The sequence below is a fragment of the Aeromonas sp. R2-3 genome (assembly GCF_040908375.1).
Lineage (GTDB): Bacteria > Pseudomonadota > Gammaproteobacteria > Enterobacterales > Aeromonadaceae > Aeromonas > Aeromonas veronii.
Genome location: NZ_JBFODP010000020.1, coordinates 25,111 through 44,166, shown reverse-complemented (window position 1 = coordinate 44,166; position 19,056 = coordinate 25,111). Strand labels below are relative to the sequence as shown.

The following is a 19,056-nucleotide window of genomic DNA, read 5'->3' as shown; positions in this document are numbered from 1 at the left end:
GTGAAAAGAAGGGCGGGAATCCGGTTCCCGCCCGACTTCGATTACCAGCGGTAGTTGATGCTGCCCACTACGCTGCGCGGCTCGCCGTAGTAGCAGTAGTAGTCACAACTGGCCACGTAGGTTTCACCCAGCAGGTTGTTGACGTTGAGCTGGGCACGCCAGTTCTTGGCAAAGTCATACCCGATCATCGCATCCCAGACGGTATGGGCCGGCACCTCGGCAGAGCCGTAGATGGGGGTGTAGTCCGCATTCACGGCGCCAATACCCACGCTGGAACCGATATAACGTACACCGGTACCCAGCTCCAGACCCGAAGCCACCCCTTGCTGCACCTTGTAGTTACCCCAGAAGGAGGCCTGGTGGCGCGGGATCAGGCTGGCACGGCGATCGCCACTGCCGGTGTCGTTGGTTTTGGCATCTGTGTAGGTATAAGCAGCGGTCAGACGCAGCGCATCTGTCACCTGCACGCTCCCTTCCAGCTCAACCCCCTGAGAGGTCACTTCACCCGCCTGGGTCTGCTGGCCGGAACCGGTAGAGACCAGCGAGTTGGTCTGGGCCAGATCGAACAGCGCCAGATTGATGTAACCGTCGAGGAAGGCAGGCGCATACTTCACGCCGGTCTCGTAGAGCTTGCCCTTGAGCGGCTTGTAGGAACTCTTGGTGTTGGGATCGATCCCCGGCAGCACCTCGAACGACTCGGCATAGGCAAAGTAGGGAGAGAGGCCGTTGTCAGCCAGATACATCAGACTGCCCGAGAGGGATAGCTCGTGATCGTACTGGCGCTCGTCCTTGCTGGTATTGGTGTTGTGGGTTTCCACATAGTCGAAACGGCCACCGACAGTCAGCAACCAGCGATCGTCCCAGCGGATCTGGTGCTGGGCATAGAGGCCGCTCTGGCCCTTGGTGCTCTTCTGGTGAGTAGCAGTCGACTCATCAAAACCGGGGAAGCCGCTGTAATCCGGGTTCATGGTATTGATGGAGCCCATACCGTAGTTGTCGGCCTCGACCCCTTCATTGACGTGACGCTGCAGATCCACCCCCAGCAGCAAGGTCTGCTCGGTGCTGTCGGTGTTCCAGTAGCCCACCATCTGGTTGTCCATTGTGGCACTCTTGGTATTGCCATCGCGGTAAACCAGGCCACGACTGGCGGTTGTGCCTTCATAGGTCGGGAAGATATAGGTCTGGCGCAGCAGCAGATCGTTATAGTTGAAACGGACGTTCTGCTTGAACTCCCAGGTCTGGTTGAGCTGGTGGGCCAGCTCGTAACCGGTGGAGATCTGGGTATTGCGGTTGCGATCGTAATCCGGCTGGCTCAGGTTGGTGGAGGGATCAATCTGGCCACCTGACGTATTCAGGGTGCCATAGACCGGGAAGAAGCCGTTGGTCGGGACCCCTTCGTCGTGCAGGAAACTGGCCAGCAGGGTCAGGCTGGTACGATCCGAAAGATCGAAGGTGACGCTCGGCGCCAGATAAACCCGATCGTTGTAAGTACCGGTAAGCACACCATCACGCTCTTTATAGAGAGCAACCATGCGGTAGCGGCTGTTGTCGGAGAGCGCGTCAGAAACATCCACCCCGACCTGACGATGATCCCGGCTGCCAAGCTGCAGATCCACCTGCCCTTGCGGCGTGGCGGTCGGCCGCTTGCTGATGGCATTGATCACCCCGCCCGGGGGCGCCTCACCGTAAAGGATCGAGGCTGGCCCCTTCAGCACTTCCACACTCTCCAGACCAAACGGTTCCGGCGTCCAGACGTAATAACCGGTGCCAAACAAGCGGTTGCCATCCAGATAAGAGGCGGCATCGAAGCCACGCACCTTGAACCAGTCGGTGTTGTTGTCTGAGCCATAGAGGCCGGTCAATACGCCGGAACGGTAGCGAATCGCTTCATCAAGCTGCAACACGGCGTGCTGATCCAGCTCCTCGCGATTAACCACGGAGACGGCGCGAGGGGTCTCGGCCATAGGCACTTCCACCTTCATGGCCGTACCGGTCACCACCATGGTTTCGCTGGCTTTGGGCAGCTCAGCGGTGGTTTGTTCGGCCATCAGCGGCAGAGAGACGAGCAAACCGGAGAGCGAAAGCACGCCGAAGGCGCCCTTCTTGCCGGGTCCTGTAGTGTATTTTTGCGCAATCATATTAAAGTCTCGTTTATCAATGAGTTATGTTGTTTTAATTGTTATTTGTGGTCGTTTGTCACGACATCACCCTGTTCCATGGGCGAATAAAGCAGCGCAATCCTACTACAGGAGCCGTGATCGAATCGATTCAATAATTGCTAATCATTTGCATCTACATTGTTATCTAGCTGCATCGTTGGCAGGATTCCGCGGGAAATGGGAGCCATCAGGAGAGCTATGAGCGGAGAAGAAAATGGAGAGGAATATAAAGAAGCAGAAAAAAGATCGGCAGGATGGATCCGGTGGCATTATCTGACTGGATCCATTATCCCCAAGCTTTATCCATATTTATCCACACCCTTTGGCGGTAGAATCCGGCTTTCCGTTTCTTTGTCTGAAATCAGGATCCATTCCATGGCCAAACTCAATCTCGTCGTCGGCTCCATGCTGGGCGCCGCCGAATATGTCGCAGACCACGTCGCCAACCTGCTGGAACAGGCTGGCCACCAGACCCGGATCCACAACCCGGCCAAGCTGGCAGAGGTGCTGGATGATGCGGGATCCATCCTGCTGGTGGTCACTTCCACCCATGGTGCCGGGGATGTGCCCGACAACCTGCAACCCTTCGCCAAGGATCTTGCCGAGCAGCATCCGGATCTTAATTCATTGAAATATGGCGTGATCGCCCTTGGTGACAGCAGTTATGACACCTTTTGCCAGGGTGGTAAGACGCTGGATCGGCTGCTGGCCGAGTGCGGTGCCTGCCGGATCGGCGAGCGGCTCGACATTGATGTGACCCAACACGAGATCCCCGAAGATGCCGCAGAAGTGTGGATCCGCGACTGGATGACGATGATCGCCTGATCAGCGTACGGGAGATCCTGAAAAAAAGCTTGATCTCCCCACTTATCCCCAGATCGACTATCCACCATGTTATTAACAGATTGATCCGGGGGAGTTGTTCTACAAGGTTACCCACAACGCCCAGGGGTAATGTGTATAACTACGGTGTAAAGCTCTGCAAAACCTATAGTTATCCATGTATTAGATCCAGACCGACAGACCTCTGTGTATAAAAGTCCTGGTTATCCCCTCGTTCACCGGGCCAGGATCCAAGCTTTTCCACAAGCTAGGATCGTCCTTAAATTAATGATCTTTATGATCAAAAAGTGCTTATCAACAGAAAGGGCGGATCCTAATAAGAGATCCAGTAAAAGATCGATCTAAAGATCCTTAAGATCTAATTAGTGGATCCTCTCTTCATACTGAACGTTAAGTAGACGTTCCCCTCAGGACGCGAAACAGATAGAATGTTCCGCCCTTTAGCCCAGGCAAATAAAGATCTTCAGGCGTGCAGATCAAGGTGATCCCAATGCAATACCATGAACAATTTGATGTGATCGTCGTCGGTGGCGGTCATGCCGGAACCGAAGCAGCAACAGCGGCAGCCCGTATGGGCATGAACACCCTGTTGCTGACCCACAATATCGATACGCTGGGACACATGTCCTGTAATCCGGCGATCGGCGGGATCGGCAAGGGACACCTGGTCAGGGAAGTTGACGCACTCGGCGGGATCATGGCGCGTGCCATCGATCTTGGCGGGATCCAGTTCCGCACCCTCAACTCCTCCAAGGGCCCGGCAGTACGAGCCACCCGTGCCCAGGCGGATCGCCTGCTCTACAAGGCCGTTGTTCGCCAGATGCTGGAGAACTACCCGAACCTGAAGATCTTCCAGCAGGCCTGTGACGATCTCATCATGGACGGGGATCGTGTTGCCGGTGTGGTCACCCAGAGCGGGATCCGCATCAGCGGCAAGACTGTGGTGCTGACGGTCGGTACCTTCCTGAATGGTTTGATCCACATCGGGATGGAAAACTACAAGGGCGGCCGTGCCGGGGATCCTCCCTCGATTGCCCTGGCCCAACGCCTGCGTGAACTGCCGCTGCGCATCGATCGTCTCAAGACCGGCACGCCGCCGCGCATCGATGCCCGCAGCGTCGATTTCTCCGTAATGCAGGAACAGCACGGCGACGATCCGCGCCCCGTCTTCTCGTTTATCGGCGATGCCAGCCAGCATCCCCGTCAGGTGCCCTGCTACGTCACCCACACCAACGAGCGTACCCACGAAGTGATCCGCAATAACCTGGATCGCAGCCCCATGTACGCCGGGGTGATCGAGGGAATCGGCCCGCGCTACTGCCCGTCGATCGAAGACAAGATCACCCGTTTTGCCGACAAGACGGCGCACCAGATCTTCGTCGAACCGGAAGGCCTGACCACCCACGAGCTTTACCCGAACGGGATCTCCACCAGCCTGCCGTTTGACGTGCAGGTGCAGATCGTCCGTTCCGTGCGCGGCTTCGAGAACGCCCACATCACCCGCCCCGGCTATGCCATCGAATATGATTTCTTCGATCCGCGGGATCTCAAGGCCAACATGGAGAGCAAGTGCATTCCAAATCTGTTCTTCGCCGGCCAGATCAACGGTACGACCGGCTACGAAGAGGCTGCGGCACAAGGCCTGATGGCCGGCCTGAACGCGGCCCTGCGTGCCCAGGACAAGGAGCCCTGGAATCCTCGTCGGGATCAGGCCTACATGGGCGTGATGATGGACGATCTCTCCACCCTGGGGACCCGCGAGCCTTACCGCATGTTCACCAGCCGCGCCGAATACCGCCTGCTGCTGCGTGAAGACAACGCCGATATCCGCCTGACCGCCATCGGTCGCGAGCTGGGTCTGGTGGATGACGAGCGCTGGAGCAAATTCAACGCCAAGATGGAACAGGTCGAGCTGGAGCGTCAGCGCATGCGCTCGACCTGGATCCACCCGCAACATCCGTCACTGGAAGCGGTCAACGCCCTGGTCAACACCCCGCTGACCCGCGAACAGAGTCTGGAAGAGCTGCTGCGTCGCCCAGAGGTGACCTATGATGCGCTGATGGCCATCGAAGGGGTCGGCCCTTCCGTGACTGATCCTGCCGCGGCCGAACAGGTTGAGATCCAGATCAAGTACGCCGGTTACATCGAGCGTCAGCACGATGAAGTGGAAAAGCAGCTGCGCAACGAGAACACCCTGCTGCCGCTGGATCTGGACTATCGCGAGGTGAACGGCCTCTCCAACGAGGTGAAAGCCAAGTTGAACGATGCCAAGCCGCAGACCATTGGTCAGGCTTCCCGCATCTCCGGTATCACCCCGGCGGCCATCTCCATCCTGCTGGTTCACCTGAAAAAACACGGCCTGCTGCGTAAAACCGCCTGAGGATTCTTACCGTTGGAAAATATGCTGGAAAGATTGAACGGCCTGCTTGAGCAGGCCGAAATTGTTATCACCGATACCCAAAAGAGCCAACTGGTGCAGTTGGTCGAGTTGCTGCACAAGTGGAACAAGGCTTACAATCTCACCTCGGTGCGAGATCCGGACGCCATGCTGGTCAAGCATATCCTCGATAGCCTGGTGGTAAGCCCCCACTTGCACGGTGAGCGCTTCATCGACGTGGGGACAGGTCCCGGCCTGCCGGGATTGCCGCTGGCGATCATCAATCCGGACAAGCAGTTCGTCCTGCTCGACAGTCTGGGCAAGCGGATCAACTTCATCCGTCAGGTGATCCAGGAGCTGGGTCTGACCAATGTGACGCCGGTCAAATCCCGGGTTGAAGAGTATCAACCCGAGGTGGGATTTGATGGTGTACTGAGTCGGGCATTTGCCTCGCTGGAGGACATGCTGAGCTGGTGTCACCACCTGCCGTCAGAACAGGGCTGCTTCCTGGCACTCAAGGGACAATATCCCGAGCAGGAGCTGGCCCAGTTGCCTGCCAATATCCGTCTGGTAGCCTGTCATGAGTTGCGGGTGCCGGAGCTGGAAGGCGAACGTCATCTGCTGGAATTCAAACATATCCAGCCCGAATAGGGTCGCAGTTTCATTTAGGGGATCGTGTGGGAAAAGTCATCGCCATAGCCAACCAGAAGGGTGGAGTGGGTAAAACCACCACCTGTGTGAATCTGGCCGCCTCCATGGCTGCCACCCGGCGCAAGGTGCTGGTGATCGATCTGGATCCGCAGGGCAATGCCACCATGGGCAGCGGTGTCGACAAGTATGACGTCGAGCGCACCGCCTATGAGTTGCTGATCGAGGATGCCCCCATCAGCGAAGTGATTATCCCCGAAACCACCGGGGGCTATCACCTGATTGCCGCCAACGCCGACGTGACCGCGGCCGAAATCCGTCTGATGGAATTTTTCGCCCGCGAAATCCGCCTGCGCAATGCGCTGGCTTCGGTGCGGGACAAATACGACTACGTCTTCATCGACTGCCCGCCCTCTCTCAACATGCTGACCGTGAACGCCATGGCCGCCGCCGACTCTGTGCTGGTGCCCATGCAGTGCGAATATTACGCGCTGGAGGGGCTCACCGCCCTGGTCGACACCATCAGCAAACTGGCCGCTGTGGTCAATCCGGAGCTCAAGATCGAAGGGGTGCTGCGCACCATGTTCGATCACCGCAACCGGTTGGCCAATGATGTGTCCGATCAGCTAAAACAGCACTTTGGCGACAAAGTCTACCGCACCATCATTCCCCGCAACGTTAGACTGGCGGAGGCCCCGAGTTTCGGTGCCCCGGCCATGCACTATGACAAATCATCGGTGGGCGCCAAGGCCTACCTGGCACTGGCTGGCGAGATCCTGCGCCGCCAGGAGCAGGAACGTCAGGCGACCATCGCAGACCGAGAGAGCATATGACTCCGAAAAAACGTGGACTGGGCAAGGGGCTGGATGCCCTGCTCAGTACCAGCACGGCTGCCCGCCAGAAACAGGTGATGAGCGATCAACGTACTGAAGAGGCCATGGCCCCCACCAATCAGGGCGAGCTGCGCAAGCTGCCGGTGGAGTGGTTGCAGTCCGGCAAGTACCAGCCCCGCAAGGATATGTCTCAGGATGCACTGGAAGAGCTTGCCAACTCCATCCGCGCCCAAGGGGTGATCCAGCCCATCGTGGTACGCCCTCTCGGCGAACAATCCTTCGAAATCATCGCCGGTGAACGGCGTTGGCGTGCGTCCCAGCTGGCGCGTCTCGAGGTGGTGCCCTGCATCGTCAAGGATGTACCCGACGAGTCTGCCGTCGCCATCGCGCTGATTGAGAATATTCAGCGGGAAGACCTTAATGCCATCGAAGAGGCGGTCGCTTTACAAAGACTGCTGACCGAATTCGAACTCACCCACCAGCAGGTGGCCGAGGCGGTGGGAAAGTCCCGCACCACGGTGACCAACCTGCTGCGTCTCAACCAGCTCAACGACGACGTGAAGCGTTTCGTCGAGCATGGCGACCTCGACATGGGCCATGCCCGTGCCCTGCTGGCTCTGAGCGGCCAGGCCCAGTCCGAACTGGCCAAGCTGGTTGCCCAGAAAGGGCTGACCGTACGCGATACCGAGAAGCTGGTGCAAAAAGCGCTCGAACCGGCAAAAGCCAGGGTCGAACCGGCCCGCGATCCCCAGTTCGGTTACCTGGAGCGCCAACTGGCAGAAAAAATTGGCAATCAGGTGCAACTTCAGCCTGGCAAGCGGGATAGCGGGAAGTTAGTAATAAGTTACGAGAATTTGTCCGATTTGGACCGTATATTGGGCTATTTTGGCGTGTCGGAATCGTGATTTTTACGCTTTTTGTAGTAATAAAACATCCATTCCTTTTGATATGACCATAACCCTGATTTGCCGCGGAAAGCCGCAAAAATTAAGGATTTTTGTCATATTGCAATAGCTGCCCTCAAGGGTATAATTTGACCGGCTTTAAGAGCTGTTAACATGGGGTCTTCGGATCCCGATTTTTTACAGTTCTGTAATGTTCAGGGGTAGGTTGGTGAAGCAGAAAATAGCCTTGGAAGGTTTGACACTGGCCTTGGTTATGCTCGTTTGTCAGCTCATCCTGATCCTGGCGATGAGTGCCGTCTGGTTTTACCTGACTGGTGCCAGCGCCGGTTATTCCGCCCTCTACGGAGGGGGGATGTACTGGGTTCCTCAAGCCTTGTTTACTGTCTGGGTGCTGCGCCGCAAGGTGACAACCGAGAGTGTGGGCCTGGTTTTGCGGGACTTTTATGGTGGGGCAGGGATTAAGCTCATTTCTACAACAGGTCTATTCGCCCTGATGTTTGGTGCGGGAGTCGAGGTCGTTACCGTCTCGTTTTTCGCCACTTATATCCTCGCCCTCGTTGTACAGTGGATGGTTTCATTCACGCTTAACAACCACTATTAGGAAAACTCATGTCTGCAACCGGAGAAGTCCTGACTCCTCAGGGATATATCTCCCACCACCTGACCCACCTTCAAGTCGGGTCCGGGTTCTGGACGGTCAATATCGACTCAATGGTATTTTCCGTCGTGCTAGGCGCCCTGTTTATCCTGCTGTTCCGCAAAGTAGCCGTTAACGCTACCAGCGGGGTGCCGGGTAAGCTGCAGTGCTTTGTGGAGATGCTGGTCGAGTTTGTGAATGGTAACGTCAAAGACATCTTTCACGGTCGCAACAAGGTCATCGCACCTTTGGGGCTGACGGTGTTTGTGTGGATCTTCCTGATGAACTTCATGGATCTGATCCCCGTTGACTTTATCCCTCACGCTGCACAATTGATGGGTATTCCCTATCTGCGTGTGGTTCCCTCTGCTGACGTTAACATCACCATGTCCATGGCTTTGGGCGTGTTCTTCTTGATCCTGTATTACAGCATCAAGGTCAAGGGTATCGGCGGGTTTGTGAAGGAGCTGACGCTTCAGCCTTTCAACCACCCGGCGGCCATCCCGGTTAACCTCATCCTGGAAACTGTTACGCTGATTTCCAAACCTGTTTCTCTGGGTCTTCGACTGTTCGGCAACATGTATGCTGGCGAACTGATCTTTATCCTGATTGCTGGTTTGTTACCCTGGTGGTCACAGTGGATCCTGTCCGTGCCTTGGGCAATTTTCCACATCCTGATCATCACTTTGCAGGCATTCATTTTCATGGTTCTGACCATCGTCTATCTGTCGATGGCGCAGGAAGACCATGGTTGATGCAACTCAAATAATCCTTTTTATACAATCAATTACATCTAAATAACTGGAGATCCTCATGGAAAACTTGAACATGGACCTGCTGTACATCGCTGCTGCAATGATGATGGGTCTGGCTGCTATCGGCGCTTCCATCGGTATCGGTATCCTGGGTGGCAAGTTCCTGGAAGGTGCTGCTCGTCAACCGGATCTGATCCCTGTTCTGCGTACCCAGTTCTTCATCGTAATGGGTCTGGTGGATGCGATCCCGATGATCGCCGTTGGTCTGGGTCTGTACGTGATGTTTGCGGTTGCTGGCTAAGTCGTTACGACTCTCCAGGCATAACCCATTAACTAACTTAAGAGGACATCGGCTGTGAATATCAATGCCACCCTCCTCGGCCAAGCAATTGCTTTTTTCTTCTTCGTAGTGTTTTGCATGAAGTACGTATGGCCGCCGCTGATTGCTGCCATCGAAGCCCGTCAGAAAGCTATTGCTGACGGTCTCTCTTCTGCCGAACGTGCCAAGAAAGATCTGGATTTGGCCAAGGCCAACGCCACCGATCAGCTGAAAGAAGCCAAGCTGCAGGCTGCTGAAATCATTGAACAGGCTAACAAACGTAAAGCCCAGATCATTGATGAAGCTGCCGCTGGTGCCCAGTCTGAGCGGGAAAAAATCCTGGCTCAGGGCCGTGCCGAGATCGAAGCTGAACGTCATCGTGCCAAAGAAGAACTGCGTAAGCAGGTTGCTGCTCTTGCCATTGCTGGTGCAGAGAAGATCCTGGCGCGTCAAATCGACCAGGCTGCCAACAGCGACATCGTCGACAAACTGGTAGCAGAACTGTAACGGGAACGGGGCTATGTCTGAACTGACTACAATCGCTCGCCCCTACGCCAAGGCTGCTTTCGAGTTTGCCGTTGAGCACAAGGCGGTTGACCAGTGGCTGGGTATGCTCGGTTTCGCTGCGCAAGTAGTGGAAAACGAGACCATGCACAACCTGGTAAACGGCTCTGTGGCCGCCGAAGAGCTGGCAACGCTGTTTGTCGGTGTCTGCGGTGAGCAACTCGACGTGCATGGCCAGAACCTGATCCGGGTGATGGCCGAGAATGGTCGCTTGGGTGTGCTGCCGGCGGTCGTTGCTGAATTTGTAGCGTTCAAAGCTGAACTGGATAAAGAGGTTCAGGCTGACGTGATTTCGGCGATCGAACTGACCGACCAGCAGAAAGCCAATATTCAGGCTTCTCTGGAACAACGTCTCGCGCGCAAAGTGAAGCTGAATTGCAGCATCGATGCGTCCTTGATGGCCGGGGTGCTCATCAAGGCCGGTGATCTGGTAATCGACGGCACAGTCCGCGGTAAGCTGGATCGCATGGCTGACGCGCTGCAATCTTGATTGGGGTATTAGAGCATGCAACTGAATTCCACTGAAATCGCCGAGCTGATCAAGCAGCGCATTGCGCAGTTTGATGTAAAGAGCGAAGCGCGTAACGAAGGTACTATCGTCTCTGTGAGCGACGGTATCATTCGTATTCACGGCCTGGCTGATGCCATGCAGGGTGAGATGATCGAGCTGCCGGGCAACCGCTACGCTCTGGCATTGAACCTGGAGCGTGACTCCGTCGGTGCGGTGATTATGGGTTCCTATGACGGTCTGTCAGAAGGAATGAAAGTAAAAGGTACTGGCCGCATTCTGGAAGTGCCGGTAGGTCGTGGTCTGTTGGGCCGGGTGTTGAACACCCTGGGTCAGCCGATCGACGGTAAAGGTCCGATCGACAACGACGGCTTCTCGCCGATCGAAGTGATCGCACCGGGCGTTATCGAGCGTAAGTCTGTTGACCAGCCGGTCCAGACCGGTCTGAAAGCCATCGATGCCATGATCCCTATCGGTCGTGGCCAGCGTGAGCTGATCATCGGTGACCGTCAGGTTGGTAAGACCGCCATCGCGATCGACACCATCATCAACCAGAAAGATTCCGGCATTAAGTGTGTTTACGTTGCGATTGGCCAGAAGGCCTCCACCATCGCCAACGTGGTGCGCAAGCTGGAAGAGCACGGCGCCCTGGCCAACACCATCGTGGTGGTTGCCTCTGCCTCCGAAGCGGCTGCTCTGCAGTACCTGGCTCCGTATGCCGGTTGCTCCATGGGTGAGTACTTCCGTGACCGCGGTGAAGACGCGCTGATCATCTATGATGACCTGTCCAAGCAGGCCGTAGCTTATCGCCAGATCTCCCTGCTGCTGCGCCGTCCGCCAGGACGTGAAGCTTACCCGGGTGACGTTTTCTATCTGCACTCCCGTCTGCTGGAGCGTGCTGCTCGCGTTAACGCCGAGTACGTAGAGAAGTTCACCAAGGGTGAAGTGAAAGGCAAGACCGGCTCTCTGACCGCGCTGCCGATCATCGAAACCCAGGCGGGTGACGTATCTGCGTTCGTTCCGACCAACGTGATCTCCATCACTGATGGTCAGATCTTCCTGACTTCACAGCTGTTCAACTCCGGTATTCGTCCGGCGGTTGACCCGGGTATCTCCGTATCCCGTGTTGGTGGTGCTGCTCAGACCAAGATCGTCAAGAAGCTGTCCGGTGGTATCCGTACCGCGCTGGCCCAGTATCGCGAACTGGCGGCATTCGCCCAGTTCTCTTCCGATCTGGACGAGGCGACTCGCAAGCAGCTGGATCACGGTGTGAAAGTGACCGAGCTGATGAAGCAGAAGCAGTACTCTCCGCTGAGCGTGGCTCACCAGTCTCTGGTGCTGTTCGCCGCCGAGAAAGGCTATCTCTCCGATGTCGAGCTGAACAAAATCGTCGACTTCGAAGCCGCTCTGCTCTCTTACGCCAATACCCAGCATGCCGAGCTGATGGCTGAAATCAATGCCAAAGCCGACTACAACGACGCGATCGTTGGCAAGCTGACTGCGTTGCTGGATAGCTTCAAAGCAACCCAGACCTGGTAAGCGTGTGTGGCAGCGTGAGCTGCCACTTGATGGAGAGTAAGAGATGGCCGGCGCAAAAGAGATACGTAACAAGATCGGGAGTGTGAAAAACACTCAGAAGATCACCGGCGCTATGGAAATGGTGGCAGCAAGCAAAATGCGCCGTGCGCAGGAACGCATGTCTGCCAGCCGTCCGTACGCTGAAACCATGCGCAAGGTGATCGGCCATATCGCTCAGGGGAACTTGGAATACAAGCACCCCTACCTCATCGAACGTGAGGTCAAGCGAGTGGGTTACATCGTCGTCTCCACCGACCGTGGCCTGTGTGGTGGTCTGAACATCAACCTGTTCAAGGCTGCCCTCAATGATATGAAGCAATGGAGCGCGAAAGGTGCCAAGGTTGACCTGGCACTGATCGGTAACAAGGCCTCCAACTTCTTTGAACGGCACGGCGCCAAGGTTAAAGCTCATGTCGCAGGACTGGGCGATAGTCCGAGCGTCAATGACCTGATTGGTTCAGTCAAGGTCATGCTGAAGGCTTACGACAACGGTGAGATTGACAAGCTGTATCTGGTGTACAACAAGTTCGTCAACACCATGGTGCAGCAACCACGGGTCGATCAACTGCTGCCTTTGCCCGTAACTGAAGACAGCAAGCTCGCCAAGAAACACCACTGGGATTACCTCTATGAGCCGGATCCCAAGAAGCTGCTGGATACCCTGCTGGTTCGCTATGTCGAATCTCAGGTTTACCAGGGTGTAGTGGAAAACTTGGCAAGTGAACAGGCAGCCCGAATGGTTGCCATGCAAGCCGCGACTGACAACGCCGGTAACCTGATTAACGATCTGCAACTGGTATACAACAAGGCCCGTCAGGCCAGTATTACCCAGGAGCTGACAGAGATCGTATCCGGTGCTGCTGCGGTGTAAGGCAAGGGTTATCAAAGGTTTAGAGGATTTGACATGAGTAACGGTTTCATCGTCCAAATCATCGGCGCTGTGGTGGACATCGAGTTCCCGCAGAATGCCGTGCCCCAGGTGTACGATGCACTGAAGGTCGTTAGCGAAGGTCAAGGCCAGGGTCTGGTGCTGGAAGTTCAGCAACAGATCGGTGGCGGCGTCGTTCGTTGCATCACCATGGGCTCCTCCGACGGTCTGCGTCGTGGGTTGGAAGTAGTGAATAGCGGTAAATCCATCCAGGTTCCGGTCGGTACTGCGACTCTGGGTCGGATCATGAACGTACTGGGCGAGCCAATCGACGAAAAAGGTCCGATCGGTGAAGAAGAGTGCTGGTCTATCCACCGCGCAGCCCCCAGCTACGAAGATCAGTCCAACAGTAACGATCTGCTGGAGACCGGCATCAAGGTGATCGACCTGGTATGCCCGTTCGCCAAGGGTGGTAAGGTTGGTCTGTTCGGTGGTGCCGGTGTAGGCAAAACCGTAAACATGATGGAGCTGATCCGTAACATCGCGATCGAGCACAGTGGTTACTCTGTGTTTGCCGGTGTAGGTGAGCGTACCCGTGAGGGTAACGACTTCTACCACGAGATGATGGAGTCCAACGTACTGGACAAAGTATCTCTGGTTTACGGTCAGATGAACGAGCCGCCCGGAAACCGTCTGCGCGTTGCGCTGACCGGCCTGACCATGGCCGAGAAGTTCCGTGACGAAGGTCGTGACGTGCTGTTCTTCGTAGATAACATCTACCGTTACACCCTGGCCGGTACTGAAGTATCCGCACTGCTGGGCCGTATGCCTTCCGCAGTAGGTTACCAGCCGACCCTGGCCGAGGAGATGGGTGTTCTGCAAGAACGTATCACCTCCACCAAGACTGGTTCCATCACCTCCGTACAGGCCGTTTACGTTCCTGCGGATGACTTGACTGACCCGTCTCCGGCGACCACCTTCGCCCACCTGGATGCGACCGTCGTACTGTCCCGTCAAATCGCGGCACTGGGTATCTACCCGGCCGTTGACCCGCTGGACTCTACCTCTCGTCAGCTGGATCCGCTGGTGGTTGGCAAAGAGCACTACGAGACCGCTCGTGGCGTTCAAACCGTACTGCAGCGCTACAAAGAGCTGAAGGACATCATCGCCATCCTGGGTATGGATGAACTGTCAGAAGAAGACAAACTGACCGTAGCCCGTGCCCGTAAGATCGAGCGTTTCCTGTCCCAGCCGTTCTTCGTAGCAGAAGTGTTTACCGGTTCTCCGGGCAAATACGTGCCGCTGAAAGAGACCATCCGTGGTTTCCAGGGCATCCTGAAAGGCGAGTATGACGATCTGCCCGAGCAGGCGTTCTACATGGTTGGCGGTATCGACGAAGTCGTCGAGAAATCCAAGAAACTGTAAGCCTCGACAGGAGGGCCCATGGCAGAGATGATCTCCTTTCACCTGGATGTGGTGAGCGCCGAAGGAAAACTGTTTTCCGGTCGCGTGCAATCCGCTCAGGTATCAGGCTCCGAAGGTGAGTTGGGTCTCCGCCACGGTCATGCTCCGTTGCTGACTGCCATCAAGCCGGGCCTGGTCCGCTTGGTGAAGCAGAACGGAACTGAAGAGGTGCTGTACATCTCCGGCGGTATGCTGGAAGTACAACCTGAATCCGTGACCGTGCTGGCGGACACCGCGATTCGTGCTGACGACTTGGATGAGGCGAAAGCCCAGGAAGCCAAGCGCGCAGCCGAAGAGCGGATCCACAGCTCCCATGGTGATATCGACTACGCCCAGGCCGCCACCGAGCTGGCCAAGGCGATGGCTCAACTGCGAGTCATCGATATCGTCAAAAAGAATTACCGCTAATAACGGTGATGTAAAAAGCGACCTTCGGGTCGCTTTTTTTTTACCCGTTGGATAGACTCCGCCGAGTATTTCCTCATGTTCCAAAGGTCAATTTATGTCCCTCAACGTCGTGATCCTGGCTGCAGGTAAAGGTACCCGCATGCGCTCTTCCCTGCCCAAGGTACTCCACCCGGTAGCCAACAAACCTATGGTTTCCCATGTGATCGATACTGCCCGTCAGGTCGGTGCCGAGCAGCTGCATCTGGTCTATGGCCACGGTGCCGAACTGCTGAAAGAGCGGATCGTGGCGGCCGATGTGAACTGGGTGCTGCAGGCGCAACAGCTGGGGACAGGTCACGCCGTCGCCCAGGCCATCCCGTTCTGGAAGGATGAAGACGACGTGCTGGTGCTGTACGGCGATACCCCGCTGATCCAGCCAGAGACTCTGCAACGACTGCTGGCTGCCAAGGCAAGCGATGGCATGGCACTGCTGACCGTGGTGCTGGACAACCCGACCGGCTATGGCCGCATCGTCCGTGAAAATGGTCAGGTGGTCGGTATCGTCGAGCAGAAGGATGCCAATGCCGAGCAGCTGGCGATCCGTGAGGTAAACACCGGCGTGCTGGTGGCCAATGGGGGCCAGTTGCGTCAATGGTTGTCTCGTCTCGACAACAAAAACGCCCAGGGCGAGTTCTATCTGACCGATGTGATCGCAATGGCTCACGGCGATAATTGCCCGATTGCCGCTGTGCATCCAGAGCGTGCCGCTGAAGTTGAAGGGGCCAACAATCGGGTGCAATTGGCCCAACTTGAGCGCAGCTATCAGCAGATGCAGGCCGAGAAACTGATGATTGCTGGTGCAACCATGATCGACCCCGCACGCTTTGATTTGCGTGGGGTTTTGGAAATTGGTGAAGAGGTTGTTATTGATGCAAACGTCATCATTGAGGGCAAGGTGACTCTCGGCAATCACGTTCGTATCGGAGCCGGTTGCGTACTGAAAGATTGTGTCATTGGCGATCACACCGAGGTGAAACCCTACTCGGTCATCGAGGGGGCACAGGTGGCAGATCAGTGCTCAGTGGGTCCGTTTACCCGCTTGCGTCCGGGGGCGGTTCTGGAGCAGGATGCGCACGTTGGCAACTTCGTTGAGATGAAGAAGGCCCGTCTTGGGGTTGGTTCCAAGTGCGGTCATCTGACCTATCTGGGTGATGCCGAGATCGGTGCCGGGGTAAATATCGGAGCCGGTACCATCACCTGCAACTACGACGGGGTCAACAAATTCCAGACCATCATCGAGGACGATGTGTTCGTCGGTTCTGATACCCAACTGGTAGCGCCTGTTCGCATCGGCAAGGGGGCCACCCTGGGTGCCGGCTCTACTATTACCAAGGATGTGGGTGAACATGAACTCGTGATAACCCGGGTACCCCAGCGTCACATCAAGAACTGGGCTCGTCCGGTCAAGAAAACTGATAAGTGATATCAGTATGAAGGCGACCCATGAACAAACGAATCATCAAGCTCGCAGACGCGAGCCACAGTCTGTTTTCCCGCTTTGTCGATCTGGTGGGAATTTCAGTCTCAATGGTGCTGCTTTCGCGGCACTTTGGTTTGTTTCATGGGTTGGACGAGATGTCACTGGCCACGCTGGGCATGGTGGTCTTCTTTCTGGTTTCCCAGAATACCGGGCTCTATTGCAGCCGGGTTCGTAAACATCTGGCGCAGTCTCTGCTGCGCCTCATCTTCTCCTGGTTGGTAACAGCTACCCTGCTCTACCTGCTGGTCTATCTGGTTCCCATCTTTAAACCCTACCACCCTTTCCCGCTTGAGCTGGCTGTGCTCTGGCTTGCCATGGCCTGTCTTATTTCTACCGGCTATCGGGTGCTGTACCAACTGGTGACCCTCTGGTTCAGCGGTGCTTCCTGTTGTCGTCGTGTGGCCATCATTGGCGTGACTCCGGCTGGACTGGCGCTGGAGAAATCCCTCTGGGAGAGTCCGCGTCACGATATCCAGATGCTCGGATTTTTCGATGCCCGCAGCGAAGAGCGCTTCGGTTACCCGACTCGCAGTCCTCTGTTGGGTGATGTCGACGAGCTGCTCGAGCTGGCCCGCAAAGGGCTGGTCGACGAAGTCTATCTGGCGCTGCCCCTGACTGCCCGGGAGCGCATCAATCACTACCTCTACGAACTCTCCGATACCACGGTCGATACCTATCTGGTACCCGATTTTTACGAGTACGGCCTGACCGTATCCCACATCGATCGGGTGGGCGATATCTATACCTTCAGCTTTTTCGATTCCCCGTTTGAAGGGGGCGCCGCCCTGCTCAAACGGATTGAAGATCTGGTGCTGGGTTCACTCATCCTGCTGCTCATCTCTCCGGTCATGGCGCTGGTGGCGCTCGGGGTGCGTCTCTCTTCACCCGGACCTGTGCTCTTCAAGCAGGATCGCTACGGTCTGGGGGGGAAACGGATCCAGGTCTGGAAATTCCGTTCCATGCGCGTCATGGAGAATGATGCCGTGGTGACTCAGGCAACCAGAGGCGATCCCAGAGTGACGCCATTCGGTGCGTTTTTGCGTCGTACCTCGCTGGATGAGCTGCCGCAGTTTTTCAATGTGATTCAGGGTTCCATGTCGATCGTGGGGCCGCGTCCCCATGCCGTGGCGCACAACGAGCAGTACCGCTCACTGGTGGAGCGTTACATGCTGCGCCACAAGGTGAAACCGGGGATTACCGGGCTGGCCCAGATAAATGGATTTCGTGGTGAAACCGACACCCTCGACAAGATGGAGATGCGGGTCAAGTTCGATCTCAAGTACATCCAGTACTGGTCGCTCGGACTTGATTTCAAAGTCATTTTCCTGACTGTATTCAAAGGGTTTGTCGGTGCATCCGCTTACTAGCCTCGTTTGCGCCGGACTGCTGCTCTTCCCCTCTCTTTCCGTCCGCGCCGAGGTCACCCCCGTATCCCATCAGGGGCCGCTTGGTCTGGAGATCCAGACCGAGGTGGAGAGCCGTTACGGCCACGACAGCAACCTGCTGTGGCAGCGTGACAGTGGTCAGGTGATTGGCTCCGATTTCGTCGGGATCACCCCGGAATTTCGCATGGTGGGCGAACGCGGCCTGGATCGCTATCAGTTCAGCTATCTGGGTGATTATCGTCGCTATGGTAACAGCCATGCGGATGACTATGCCGATCACCAGTTCCAGTTTGACGGCAGCTGGCGCTTCTCCCTGCGCAATGCCTTCAAATTGATGTACCAGTATCGGCTGGGCCATGAGGCGCGTGGCGAGGGGCTGACCGAAGGCTTTATGTTGCAGGGGCATGAGAAGGCTGGCGGTGATGCCACTTTCGGCTGGTTCAACATTGCCGAGCCGCTGCGCTTCAAACGCAGCGAAGTGGGTGGCCGCTACAGTTACGGTGCACCCGATGCCAGAGGCAAGCTGGAGCTGGCGCTCTCCCACAAGGATCTGGGCTATCTCGACAAGCACCTCTACCTGCATGACTTTGAACGCTATATGGCCGAGCAGGAGTGGCAGGAGAACACCGCCATTGTCGAGCTGTTCGATCAGGTGAGTCATGTCAGCCGTTTTCGTTACACCCTGCAGACCAATCTGCGACGCTATCCGGCCAATCCGCGCAAGGATTCCGACGAATTTTTCCTTATCACCGGGGTGATGAGCCAGCTGACCGGCAAGACCCGGATCGATGCCAATATCGGCGGGATCTACAAGCGTTTCGTCAACGATCCGCAGGCAGAGAGTTTCAAAGGGCTGAACTGGGATCTGCGTCTGGAGTGGCAACCGCTCGATTACAGCAAGCTCGCGCTGCTCTCCAGCCGGACCATTCGTGATCCGGGTGGTGACGGCGGCTATGTCAGCAGCCAGCTATATGGCGCCGAGTGGCAGCACCACTGGTCACCCGGAGTGGCGACCACGCTCTCTTATCACGATATCCGGGATGATTATCACCAGTCGGTGGTCTGTGGTAACGACAACCGCCACCGTCAGGACGATATCCATCGCTGGGGCATGGGCATCAGCTACGACATTCGTCCCTCCGTCAATCTGGGGCTCCACTACCAGCAGGCCGACTCAGGTTCCAGCTTTGCCGGGCAGCCCATCGACATCGGCGGCAATTGCTATGGCCGTGCCCTCGGTTACGACAAACAACAGCTTTCTCTTTCACTCAAGGTAGCCATTTAAC

General features: G+C 56.3%; 18 protein-coding genes. 17 read left to right on the top strand and 1 reads right to left on the bottom strand.

Features of this window, described 5'->3' with window-relative positions; all coding sequences use genetic code 11:
- Positions 1 to 41: 41 nt before the first annotated feature.
- Positions 42 to 2,138: a TonB-dependent siderophore receptor gene (locus AB5Z02_RS09725; RefSeq protein WP_231721182.1), complete on the bottom strand. Its 2,097-nt coding sequence runs from the start codon at positions 2,136 to 2,138 to the stop codon at positions 42 to 44.
- A 396-nt stretch (positions 2,139 to 2,534) separates the two neighbouring features.
- Here AB5Z02_RS09725 and mioC point away from each other — a divergent pair, with 396 nt between their 5' ends.
- The 17 genes from mioC to AB5Z02_RS09640 all read left to right on the top strand — a co-directional run bounded on the left by mioC (position 2,535) and on the right by AB5Z02_RS09640 (position 19,055).
- Complete coding sequence (gene mioC, locus AB5Z02_RS09720) at positions 2,535 to 2,984, top strand: FMN-binding protein MioC (protein WP_162517613.1); 450 nt, start codon at positions 2,535 to 2,537, stop codon at positions 2,982 to 2,984.
- Positions 2,985 to 3,492: 508 nt separating this feature from the next.
- Entirely contained in the window at positions 3,493 to 5,382 is a 1,890-nt protein-coding gene (mnmG, locus tag AB5Z02_RS09715) for a tRNA uridine-5-carboxymethylaminomethyl(34) synthesis enzyme MnmG (RefSeq protein ID WP_231721180.1), read from the top strand.
- A 21-nt stretch (positions 5,383 to 5,403) separates the two neighbouring features.
- Entirely contained in the window at positions 5,404 to 6,030 is a 627-nt protein-coding gene (gene rsmG, locus AB5Z02_RS09710) for a 16S rRNA (guanine(527)-N(7))-methyltransferase RsmG (protein ID WP_151286444.1), read from the top strand.
- A gap of 26 nt (positions 6,031 to 6,056) precedes the next feature.
- On the top strand, positions 6,057 to 6,860 hold the full coding sequence (locus AB5Z02_RS09705) for a ParA family protein (protein ID WP_005357226.1): 804 nt from the start codon (positions 6,057 to 6,059) through the stop codon (positions 6,858 to 6,860).
- Positions 6,857 to 7,765, top strand: a complete 909-nt coding sequence (locus tag AB5Z02_RS09700; protein ID WP_231721179.1) for a ParB/RepB/Spo0J family partition protein — start codon at positions 6,857 to 6,859, stop codon at positions 7,763 to 7,765. Before AB5Z02_RS09705 ends, AB5Z02_RS09700 begins: the two co-directional genes overlap by 4 nt.
- A gap of 190 nt (positions 7,766 to 7,955) precedes the next feature.
- Positions 7,956 to 8,366, top strand: a complete 411-nt coding sequence (locus AB5Z02_RS09695; RefSeq protein ID WP_019445506.1) for an ATP synthase subunit I — start codon at positions 7,956 to 7,958, stop codon at positions 8,364 to 8,366.
- Between the two features lie 8 nt (positions 8,367 to 8,374).
- Complete coding sequence (gene atpB, locus AB5Z02_RS09690) at positions 8,375 to 9,157, top strand: F0F1 ATP synthase subunit A (RefSeq protein WP_005339335.1); 783 nt, start codon at positions 8,375 to 8,377, stop codon at positions 9,155 to 9,157.
- A 58-nt stretch (positions 9,158 to 9,215) separates the two neighbouring features.
- The gene (gene atpE, locus AB5Z02_RS09685) at positions 9,216 to 9,458 is read left to right on the top strand and encodes a F0F1 ATP synthase subunit C (RefSeq protein WP_005307205.1); all 243 of its coding nucleotides are present in this window, start codon (positions 9,216 to 9,218) and stop codon (positions 9,456 to 9,458) included.
- 54 nt (positions 9,459 to 9,512) lie between these two features.
- Positions 9,513 to 9,983 (top strand): F0F1 ATP synthase subunit B, encoded by a 471-nt coding sequence (atpF, locus tag AB5Z02_RS09680; protein WP_005339336.1) that lies wholly within the window; start codon positions 9,513 to 9,515, stop codon positions 9,981 to 9,983.
- 13 nt (positions 9,984 to 9,996) lie between these two features.
- Positions 9,997 to 10,530 (top strand): F0F1 ATP synthase subunit delta, encoded by a 534-nt coding sequence (gene atpH, locus AB5Z02_RS09675; protein ID WP_005339341.1) that lies wholly within the window; start codon positions 9,997 to 9,999, stop codon positions 10,528 to 10,530.
- Between the two features lie 15 nt (positions 10,531 to 10,545).
- Positions 10,546 to 12,087: a F0F1 ATP synthase subunit alpha gene (atpA, locus tag AB5Z02_RS09670; RefSeq protein ID WP_005339342.1), complete on the top strand. Its 1,542-nt coding sequence runs from the start codon at positions 10,546 to 10,548 to the stop codon at positions 12,085 to 12,087.
- A gap of 43 nt (positions 12,088 to 12,130) precedes the next feature.
- Entirely contained in the window at positions 12,131 to 12,997 is an 867-nt protein-coding gene (gene atpG / locus AB5Z02_RS09665; RefSeq protein WP_005339343.1) for a F0F1 ATP synthase subunit gamma, read from the top strand.
- Positions 12,998 to 13,030: 33 nt separating this feature from the next.
- The gene (atpD, locus tag AB5Z02_RS09660) at positions 13,031 to 14,419 is read left to right on the top strand and encodes a F0F1 ATP synthase subunit beta (protein WP_005339344.1); all 1,389 of its coding nucleotides are present in this window, start codon (positions 13,031 to 13,033) and stop codon (positions 14,417 to 14,419) included.
- 18 nt (positions 14,420 to 14,437) lie between these two features.
- Complete coding sequence (locus AB5Z02_RS09655) at positions 14,438 to 14,866, top strand: F0F1 ATP synthase subunit epsilon (RefSeq protein WP_005339345.1); 429 nt, start codon at positions 14,438 to 14,440, stop codon at positions 14,864 to 14,866.
- A 94-nt stretch (positions 14,867 to 14,960) separates the two neighbouring features.
- Complete coding sequence (glmU, locus tag AB5Z02_RS09650; protein ID WP_231721177.1) at positions 14,961 to 16,328, top strand: bifunctional UDP-N-acetylglucosamine diphosphorylase/glucosamine-1-phosphate N-acetyltransferase GlmU; 1,368 nt, start codon at positions 14,961 to 14,963, stop codon at positions 16,326 to 16,328.
- A 20-nt stretch (positions 16,329 to 16,348) separates the two neighbouring features.
- On the top strand, positions 16,349 to 17,752 hold the full coding sequence (locus AB5Z02_RS09645; RefSeq protein ID WP_198505561.1) for an undecaprenyl-phosphate glucose phosphotransferase: 1,404 nt from the start codon (positions 16,349 to 16,351) through the stop codon (positions 17,750 to 17,752).
- Positions 17,736 to 19,055 carry an outer membrane beta-barrel protein gene (locus AB5Z02_RS09640; RefSeq protein WP_368215914.1) on the top strand — a complete coding sequence of 440 codons (1,320 nt, stop codon included), beginning with the start codon at positions 17,736 to 17,738 and terminating at the stop codon, positions 19,053 to 19,055. The genes AB5Z02_RS09645 and AB5Z02_RS09640 overlap by 17 nt, the downstream gene beginning before the upstream one ends.
- Position 19,056 lies beyond the last annotated feature (1 nt).

Excerpts from the sequence above, each read along its gene's own strand:
- atpA (WP_005339342.1), top strand. The coding sequence starts at position 10,546 with ATGCAACTGAATTCCACTGAAATCGCCGAGCTGATCAAGCAGCGCATT.
- glmU (WP_231721177.1), top strand. The coding sequence starts at position 14,961 with ATGTCCCTCAACGTCGTGATCCTGGCTGCAGGTAAAGGTACCCGCATG.
- atpB (WP_005339335.1), top strand. The coding sequence starts at position 8,375 with ATGTCTGCAACCGGAGAAGTCCTGACTCCTCAGGGATATATCTCCCAC.
- AB5Z02_RS09725 (WP_231721182.1), bottom strand. The coding sequence starts at position 2,138 with ATGATTGCGCAAAAATACACTACAGGACCCGGCAAGAAGGGCGCCTTC.
- mnmG (WP_231721180.1), top strand. The coding sequence starts at position 3,493 with ATGCAATACCATGAACAATTTGATGTGATCGTCGTCGGTGGCGGTCAT.
- AB5Z02_RS09655 (WP_005339345.1), top strand. The coding sequence starts at position 14,438 with ATGGCAGAGATGATCTCCTTTCACCTGGATGTGGTGAGCGCCGAAGGA.
- atpH (WP_005339341.1), top strand. The coding sequence starts at position 9,997 with ATGTCTGAACTGACTACAATCGCTCGCCCCTACGCCAAGGCTGCTTTC.
- atpG (WP_005339343.1), top strand. The coding sequence starts at position 12,131 with ATGGCCGGCGCAAAAGAGATACGTAACAAGATCGGGAGTGTGAAAAAC.
- AB5Z02_RS09700 (WP_231721179.1), top strand. The coding sequence starts at position 6,857 with ATGACTCCGAAAAAACGTGGACTGGGCAAGGGGCTGGATGCCCTGCTC.
- atpE (WP_005307205.1), top strand. The coding sequence starts at position 9,216 with ATGGAAAACTTGAACATGGACCTGCTGTACATCGCTGCTGCAATGATG.
- AB5Z02_RS09695 (WP_019445506.1), top strand. The coding sequence starts at position 7,956 with ATGTTCAGGGGTAGGTTGGTGAAGCAGAAAATAGCCTTGGAAGGTTTG.
- rsmG (WP_151286444.1), top strand. The coding sequence starts at position 5,404 with ATGCTGGAAAGATTGAACGGCCTGCTTGAGCAGGCCGAAATTGTTATC.
- atpD (WP_005339344.1), top strand. The coding sequence starts at position 13,031 with ATGAGTAACGGTTTCATCGTCCAAATCATCGGCGCTGTGGTGGACATC.
- AB5Z02_RS09645 (WP_198505561.1), top strand. The coding sequence starts at position 16,349 with ATGAACAAACGAATCATCAAGCTCGCAGACGCGAGCCACAGTCTGTTT.
- mioC (WP_162517613.1), top strand. The coding sequence starts at position 2,535 with ATGGCCAAACTCAATCTCGTCGTCGGCTCCATGCTGGGCGCCGCCGAA.